Source organism: Sandarakinorhabdus sp. (assembly GCF_031422795.1).
In the GTDB taxonomy this organism is placed as follows: domain Bacteria; phylum Pseudomonadota; class Alphaproteobacteria; order Sphingomonadales; family Sphingomonadaceae; genus Sandarakinorhabdus.
On record NZ_JANPML010000431.1, the window covers coordinates 1 to 7,658 of the forward strand.

The following is a 7,658-nucleotide window of genomic DNA, read 5'->3' on the forward strand; positions in this document are numbered from 1 at the left end:
CCTGCTCGGCAACCGCGCGGCCAGCATCACCACGCTGGATGTGACCGATACGCCGGCGCTGCAGCACTGGGTGGACAGCGCGGTGCGCGATTTCGGCCGGCTGGACGGCATCATCAACAATGCCGGCCTGTCGGTGGTGGCGCCGTTCGCCGATTGCCCGCGCGAGGATTTCGATCGCGTGATGGCAGTGAATTTCACCGGCGTGGTCGAAGGCTGCCGCGCCGCGCTGCCGCATGTGCGTGCGCGCGCCGCCAAGGATGGCATCGGCTGGATCGTCAATATTTCCAGCGTGTTCGGCATGATGGGTTACCCCACGCAAAGCGCCTATAACGCCAGCAAATATGCCGTGCGCGGCCTGACCGAAGCGTTGGCCATGGAAATGGCGGTGACCGATCCGAATGTGTCGGTGATCCGCGTTCACCCCGGCGGCATCAAGACCAACGTGGCCAGGAACAGCAAGCAGATCGCGCTGCTGCCGGGGCAGGACCCCAACACCGATTTCGCCGCCGAGTTCGAGGCCGCGGTGAAGACCACGCCCGAACAGGCCGCCGAGACCATCATCAAGGGCATGGAGCGCCGCAGCCTGCGCGTGTTGATCGGGCCTGATGCGCGCTTCATCGACTGGATGGTGCGGCTGTTCCCGGTGTCTCACTTCAAGGTGATCGGCAATTTCCTGGGCAAGCGGAAATAGCCTGGCGGAAATAGCCTGGTCGCCGCGCCCTGCCCGCCTGTAGACGTTGCTGGGGGTGGGCATATCCGCCACTTTCAGGCATGGGGCTGGCGATGAACCAACCCCGCAAACCTGTCCGTGATGGACGCCCGACCACCAACCGCGATGATACCGGCGTCGCCGCCCGCCGCGCAGCGCTGAAAATCGTGCAGGCCGTGCTCGATCGCGGCGCGCCTTTTGATGCCGCCACCAGCCACACCGATGATCTGCCGCTGCCGCAGGATCGCGGCCTGGCGCGGCTGCTGGCGCTGACCGTCCTGCGCTGGCTGCCCGAACTCGATGCGTTGATCGACAGCGCCACACCGCGCCCGCTGCCCGGCGATGCCCGCGCCCGCCATGCCCTGCGCGTCGCGCTGGCCGGCTGGCTGAAGCTGGAAACGCCGCCGCATGCCGTGGTGGCGACCGCGCTGCCGCTGGTGGAAGGCGGCCCCCGCCGGCTGGTGCATGGCGTATTGGGCAGCCTGATCCGGCGCCCGGCCACGCTGCCGCCCGTCCCGCGACTGCCCGATCCGTTCGATGTGTTCTGGGCGCGCGATTGGGGTGTGGCCGTGGCCGATGCCGCCAGCGCCGCGCTGGCCGAGGAACCGGCGACCGATCTGACCCTGAAAGACCCGTCGCAAACAGACCATTGGGCGCAGGCGCTTGATGGCATCAGCCTGGCGCCCGGCCATGTTCGCGCCGCGCGCAAGGGCAGCATCACCGAATGGCCGGGCTTTGCCGAAGGGGCCTGGTGGGTGCAGGATCTGGCGGCCAGCCTGCCCGCGCGGCTGCTGCCGGCATTGGCCGGGGAACATGTGCTTGATCTGTGCGCCGCGCCGGGCGGCAAGACGCTGCAATTGGCGGCGCGCGGCTGCAAGGTGACCGCGCTTGACATGTCGGATCACCGGCTGGAGCGCGTGCGCGAAAATCTGGCGCGCACCGGGCTGACCGCCGATCTGGTCGCCGCCGATGCCCTGCGCTGGGAGCCGGAAGCCTTGTTCGATCATATCCTGATCGATGCGCCCTGTTCGGCCACCGGCATCTTCCGCCGCCATCCCGACGTGCTGCACCTGAAGGGCACCACCGATCTGGCGCCGGTCACCCTGTTGCAGGCCGCCTTGCTGCGCCGCGCGTCGGCCTGGCTGAAACCCGGCGGTCGGCTGATCTATGCCACCTGCAGCCTGTTCCCGCAGGAAGGCGAGCGCATCGCCGAACGCGTTATCGCCGGCCTGCCGCGCGAGATGATTGCCGCTGAAGAACTGCCCGCCGGCCTGAAGCCAGCCGCCGATGGCTGGGTGCGCACTCTGCCCGGCCAGGTAGAAGGCGGCATCGATGGCTTTTTCATCGCCCGTTTCAGGAAACTGGCGGACTGAAGCACCCGAACGCGAAAGGGGCGCGGCCGGGTCATCCCCGACAGCGCCCCTCGCTTGTCGTTCCGAAGGACTTACTTCAGATATTGGGCGATGAACTTGTTCATTTCGAACATGGTGCACTCGTCCTTGCCGAAGACCAGCTTCAGCTTGGCATCGGCCAGAATCACGCGCTTGTCGGTCGGCTTCTGCAGATTGTTGGCACGGATATAATCCCACATCTTGGCAACGACCTGGCCGCGCGGCAGCGGGCTGTCGCCAACAATTGCGGCGAGCGGACCTTGCGGCGTCAGCGGCTTCATCAGCGCCGAGGTATTGCGTCCGCTCTTGGCTTCAATGGCCATAAATTCCCCTTCTCGTGAAACACGCCCCTCGGGGGGCACCTTGCATCAGTTTTCCCCTGATAAATGGTTTAAAGCGGGCTTGTCCCCCACGGTGCAAGCAGAATTTTGTCATCGCAGCGCAATAATGCGCGAAAACACGCCAGAACGTGACTTTCGTGCCACTTTGGACCGTTTAAATACAGGCAATCAGAACCGCCGGGTGAACCTGAGCTGCCACCAGCGCGGCGGATTCAGCGTGGGCAGGCCGACCACCGCGCCATCGGTGAGCGTCTGATCGAGGCAATTCTCGCACTCCAGGCTCATCAACCAGCCGCCATCGGGAATTTCCAGCTGCAGGGCGGCAGCCACCTGCCAGCCGCCAGGCGACACGCCATCGATCAGACCGAGCGTCGGCCCAACCGTCATGGCGCTACGCCAGCGCGCCGTCACCCGTGGCACCAGCACGGAACCAGTGCCCGGCAACGGTTGCCGCCACGCCGCCGACAGGCTGGCCATCGTATCGGGCGCATACAGCGGCCGCATCGGCGCTGTCACCGGCACAGTAGCAGGCACAGGGCCGGTCCAGCGCGCCTGTTGCCAGCCCAGCGTGGCTGCCAGTTCCAGGCCATCGATCGGGCGCGCCGTGATCGCCATGTCTGCGCCGTGGTTGCGCATGTTGAGCCGCTGGGTCGCTGCCACTGCGATGGCCAGCGGATCAATGCCGAACAGCGGCGAGACCAGCGCCTGCGTGCGCGCCGCAAAGCCGCTGGCCTCCAGCCGCACCCGGCCGCTCCACAGATCGGCCTTCACCCCAGCGTGGTGGTGCCAGCCGGTTTCCGCCGGCAACAGCACCAGTTCGGCACTGCTGCGGGCCAGCAGGTTCCAGCCCGGCAGCCGCGCGCTGCGGGCGCTGCGGGCAAACAGCAGCCATTGCGGCGATGCCGCCCACGACACCGCGAATTCGGGTGTGACCAACGTGCGTTGCTGCCGGGCCGGGCCAGCGGGCGCGAGGCACGCCAAGGCATTAGTCGTACACACGCTGCTGCGATCGCTCACGACCAGCGCCAGCGTCTGTCGGTCCACCCGCACCCCGGCCTCCAGCGCCAGGCCGCCCCCGGCTTCGAGGCGCATCTGGCCAAAGCCATATAGGCTGTCGCGGTTCTGGCTGATGCGGCGATCGGCGAGCACCCTTCCGGCCAACGTGTCGGCGGCATCGCGGCGAGCCTGCGCCGCACGCACTCCGGCGCCGGCGCGCACAACAATCTGGCCCAGATCGACCTGCCCAATCAGATCAAGGCCCTTGCTGTCATCAACAGTGCGGGCAATCAGGCCATAGCTGTTGCTGGCCAGTCCCGCCGGTGTCGCCAGCGCCGCCAATTTCTGATCAGCCGAAAAATCCAGGCCCAGCTGCCCGGTCTGCCGCGCCAGCGCGCCGACGAGTTCCAGCCGCAGCGTGTCACCTGCATGCACCAGCCGCAGATCATGCAGCGCCATATCGGCGCGCTGGCCCATCGGCATCGTGGCCAGATCCGGCGAGATCGATCCCCAGCGCTGGGCGGGCTGAGGCGAAGGTGGCCGCTGGCCGATGCTGGTAAAGCGTCCGTCGCAATTGGCCGGCAAATTTGGGTCGCAGGCAAACGCCGGCAGATTGCCAGCCTTGCTGCGCGCATAAAGGCTGGTGAGCGCCACAGAAAGCGACGGCGAAAGATCGATGTCGAGCGTGCCGGCCAGCCCGGCGCGCAGACCACGGTTGAGCCGTTCGCCGGTGGCCGTGTTCTGCAGCCAGCCCAGATCATGCTGGATATGGCCGCCCAGCCCCAGCCGCACGCCCTTGGTGACCGGCACATCAAGGCGGGCAAGGCCGCGGCGGCTGCCAAAGGCACCGGCGGCAAATTCACCCAGCCCGGCCAGTTTCGCACCGGGCCGGCGCAGCGATAGGCTGAGTTCACCGGCCGCGCCGCCCAGTCCGCCAGCGGGCGCCGCCAGCAACAGATCGAAATCGAACAGGCCAGCCAGCAGCAGCGGCGCACCGGGTTGGGCCACCGGGCCAAACCCGAGATCAGACTGGCTGCGGCCGTGGCGCACGATCAGCGCGGCCGTGCCATTGCCGGGGGCAGGCGTGACAATCAGGCCGGGAATGCCCGCCAGCGCTTCGCCCAGCGTATCGGGGCCGGCAGAATCGCGCTGGGCAGGGCCAGCCCACCACAGGGCAGCCGGCACGTCGGACGCGACAAGGCCAAGCCAGCGGCCTTCCAGCCGTGGTTCGGCCGCAGGATCGGGAGCAATATCGGGGATTGGATCGGCGGCGCGCGCCGAACCGGCAATCAGGCCAGCCAGCAGTCCAACCAGAATCGGTGTGCGGCGCATCGCGGCACCGCCAATCAGCGCGGGCCGTCGCGCCCAGTCGGCTGGCCGCCAAGCGGGCCGCCACCGGCACCGACCTGGCCGACGTTGCCGAACAGTTCCTGGAAGAAGCTTTCCGACTTGCCAAGCGTTGCGGTCTTGTCGTCCACCGGGTTGATGCGGGCGATCTTTTCCATGCCGCGGCGCTGCACGGTCGAAACATTGCCGTCTGCATCGAAACTGACGATCAGGATCTGCTGTTGCAGGGTTTTCGGCGCGACAAAGGCATATTGGCCGGTCAGGCGGCTGACATAATACCAGCTGCCATTGTCGAACTGGGCCGCAAACGTGGGCCGGCCCAGGGTGCGCGACACCGATTCGCGATTGTCCACACCCGGCAGGATCGAGGTGAACAGGGTTTCATCGATCAGATAGCCCTGCTGCGCCTTGATGCGCGAGCAGCCACTGGTGGCCAACGCAGCGGCAATCAACACGATGGTGGCAAGTCCGGTCTTCATCTTACACTCCAGCGTCGCACCAAAGTCGCTCCGCCCCCGCTGCGACAATCCTGTTCGCCAAGTTCATTATGTCAGCCCGGGCGATTATGCTAGCCGCTCGTCGCATGGGATTATTCTCCAGCCTGAAGCGCCTGATGGGCAGCGCTGCACCAGCACCGGTCGAGCCGCTTTATGCCGCCGTGGTCAAAGAAGCGCGGCGGTCGGCCTATTATGTTGAAGGCCAGGTACCCGACACGCTGGATGGCCGCTTTGACATGGTGGTGCTGGTGCTGTCGCTGCTGCTGCTGCGGCTGGAACAAGTGTCGGCGGGCGACGGCCGGCATCCGGCAGCGCAATTGTCCGCCGATCTGGGCGATCGTTTCCTGGCCGATATGGAAGGCAATTTGCGCCAGGACGGGATCGGCGATCAGGTGATACCCAAGCATATGGGCCGCATGATGGCCGCGCTGGGCGGGCGATTGGGCGCCTATCGCGATGCCGGTGTCGATCACAGCGCGCTGGCCGAAGCGCTGCGGCGCAATCTGTATCGCGGCGAAACGGTGGCCGAACCTGCCGTCGAATTCGTCGCCACCGCCGTGCTGCAGCTGCAGCTGCAACTGGCTGCCACCAGTGCCGAGGCCCTGCTGGCCGGACAATGGAGAACTGCCGCATGAGCGCGACACCGGAATATAGCCACATCCTGCGCGCCCACGAGATTGGCGGCGTGATCAAGCGGCTGATGCTGGAAACCAACGACAGCGAACGCGCGGCGCTGGCGCGGCGCTTCAACCTGCTGGCGCTCGACCAGTTGACCGCCGCGCTGGAGGTGAAGCGCGAAGCCACCGGCATTCGCATCACCGGCCAGGTGCACGGCGCCGGCACCCAGCCCTGCGTGGCCAGCGCCGAGCCGGTGCCGTTTCTGGTGACGGAACGCATCGCCCTGCTGCTCACGCCGGAAACGCCGCCAGGCGGCGACCAGGAACTGTCCAGCAACGATCTCGAGGTCGAACCGCTGGTTGGGGACATCGTCGATCTGGGTGAGATCGCAGCCCAGGCCTTTGCCCTGGGCCTCGATCCCTATCCGCGCCTGCCGGTCCGCGTGCCCGGCGTGATCAGCGAAGACGAAGCGATCGCCCTGCGCAGCCCGTTTGCAGTGCTGAAGAAAGACTGAGCTTCAGGCTGGCCCGATCAGAACGGCACATCGTCGTCGAGATCGTCGTCGAACGCGCCCGGGCGCTTGCCGCCACCGGCCGGCGCGCCGCCAAAGCCGCCGCCTGCCGGTGCGCCGCCGCCGTAGCCGCCACCGCCGCCACCGCCACCGAAATCGTCTCCACGACCACCACCGCTGCCGCCGCCACCGCCTTCACGGCCGCCAAGCAGGGTCATCTCACCCTTGAACGGGCCCACCACGATTTCGGTGGTATACCGGTCAGCGCCATTCTGATCCTGCCATTTGCGGGTGGTCAGTGCGCCTTCGATATACACTTCGCTGCCCTTGCGCAGATATTGCGCTGCAACCTTGCCGATGTTTTCATTGCGAATGACGATGTTGTGCCACTCAGTCTTTTCCTTGCGTTCGCCGCTGGCCTTGTCGCGCCAGGTTTCCGAGGTGGCCATGGTGAACTGCACCACGCTGCCGCCATTGGCGAAGGATTTCGATTCGGGATCCTTGCCCAATCGTCCGACCAATATCACCTTGTTCACGCCGGCCATCATGCTCTCCCTAATCTTTGTGCCGACCGTAGCGCCGGCCCGCCAGCGACGCAACGTGGTGGCGGCTTGCCCTCTTGCCTTTGCTGTGGATTTCAGCCCAAGCAACGGGGCAAGCAATGGTAGCCGGGGGCCTGATGTCTGACCAGATCGAAGCAGCCGGAGCGTTGGTGACGGCCGGAATGGCGGCCAATGCGCTCGATCAGCCAGCGGGCAACCACAGCCCAGGCGGCGCCTGTCCCAACTGCGGCACAGCGCTCGCCGGGCCTTTTTGCGGCCAATGTGGCCAGCGCGCCCATCTGCACCGCACCGTGGGCGAGGTGTTTCACGAATTTCTGCATGGCATCACCCATTTCGACGGCAAGGCGTGGACGACGCTGCCGATGCTGGTGTTCCGGCCCGGCAAACTGATCCGCAGTTATATCAAAGGCCAGCGCGCCCGCTATGTCGCGCCCGTGCCGCTGTTCCTGATGGTCATTTTCCTGATGTTCTTCGTGCTTTCGTTTGTCAGCTTCGACGATAAGGGCGTCGACGTTTCGCTCAATACCGGCGCTCCCAGCGCGAGCCAGCCACAGCTGAACACGTCGATTGCCGAAATTGATCGCGAAATCGCTGAAGCCCGCGTCGGCGGCGACACTGACGAATTGACCGCGCTGGAAGCGACCCGCAGCCTGCTGACGGGGATCGAACTCGGCCGCTTGGCCAA

General features: G+C 66.2%; 9 protein-coding genes. 5 read left to right on the forward strand and 4 right to left on the reverse strand.

Annotation, left to right across the window (positions count from 1 at the left end; all coding sequences use genetic code 11):
- Both RMO81_RS14840 and RMO81_RS14845 read left to right on the forward strand, forming a co-directional pair.
- On the forward strand, positions 1 to 691 hold a 691-nt coding region (locus RMO81_RS14840), incomplete at its 5' end, for an SDR family NAD(P)-dependent oxidoreductase (RefSeq protein WP_310476691.1).
- A 92-nt stretch (positions 692 to 783) separates the two neighbouring features.
- Entirely contained in the window at positions 784 to 2,082 is a 1,299-nt protein-coding gene (locus tag RMO81_RS14845; protein WP_310476693.1) for a methyltransferase domain-containing protein, read from the forward strand.
- Positions 2,083 to 2,153: 71 nt separating this feature from the next.
- Here the strand turns inward: RMO81_RS14845 and RMO81_RS14850 are convergent, their stop codons facing one another.
- From RMO81_RS14850 to RMO81_RS14860, 3 genes are all read right to left on the reverse strand, one after another.
- Complete coding sequence (locus RMO81_RS14850) at positions 2,154 to 2,423, reverse strand: SWIB/MDM2 domain-containing protein (protein ID WP_310476694.1); 270 nt, start codon at positions 2,421 to 2,423, stop codon at positions 2,154 to 2,156.
- 186 nt (positions 2,424 to 2,609) lie between these two features.
- Positions 2,610 to 4,769, reverse strand: a complete 2,160-nt coding sequence (locus RMO81_RS14855) for a TonB-dependent receptor (protein ID WP_310476696.1) — start codon at positions 4,767 to 4,769, stop codon at positions 2,610 to 2,612.
- Positions 4,770 to 4,783: 14 nt separating this feature from the next.
- On the reverse strand, positions 4,784 to 5,263 hold the full coding sequence (locus RMO81_RS14860; protein WP_310476698.1) for an outer membrane protein assembly factor BamE: 480 nt from the start codon (positions 5,261 to 5,263) through the stop codon (positions 4,784 to 4,786).
- 104 nt (positions 5,264 to 5,367) lie between these two features.
- Between RMO81_RS14860 and RMO81_RS14865 the strand changes: the two genes are divergently transcribed.
- Complete coding sequence (locus tag RMO81_RS14865) at positions 5,368 to 5,916, forward strand: ubiquinol-cytochrome C chaperone family protein (RefSeq protein ID WP_310476700.1); 549 nt, start codon at positions 5,368 to 5,370, stop codon at positions 5,914 to 5,916.
- Positions 5,913 to 6,413, forward strand: coding sequence for a DUF177 domain-containing protein (locus RMO81_RS14870; RefSeq protein WP_310476702.1), 501 nt, complete (start codon positions 5,913 to 5,915; stop codon positions 6,411 to 6,413). The genes RMO81_RS14865 and RMO81_RS14870 overlap by 4 nt, the downstream gene beginning before the upstream one ends.
- Positions 6,414 to 6,430: 17 nt before the next feature.
- Here the strand turns inward: RMO81_RS14870 and ssb are convergent, their stop codons facing one another.
- Positions 6,431 to 6,958, reverse strand: a complete 528-nt coding sequence (ssb, locus tag RMO81_RS14875) for a single-stranded DNA-binding protein (protein WP_310476705.1) — start codon at positions 6,956 to 6,958, stop codon at positions 6,431 to 6,433.
- 131 nt (positions 6,959 to 7,089) lie between these two features.
- Between ssb and RMO81_RS14880 the strand changes: the two genes are divergently transcribed.
- The coding region (locus RMO81_RS14880) for a DUF3667 domain-containing protein (RefSeq protein WP_310476707.1) at positions 7,090 to 7,658 on the forward strand (569 nt) is incomplete at its 3' end.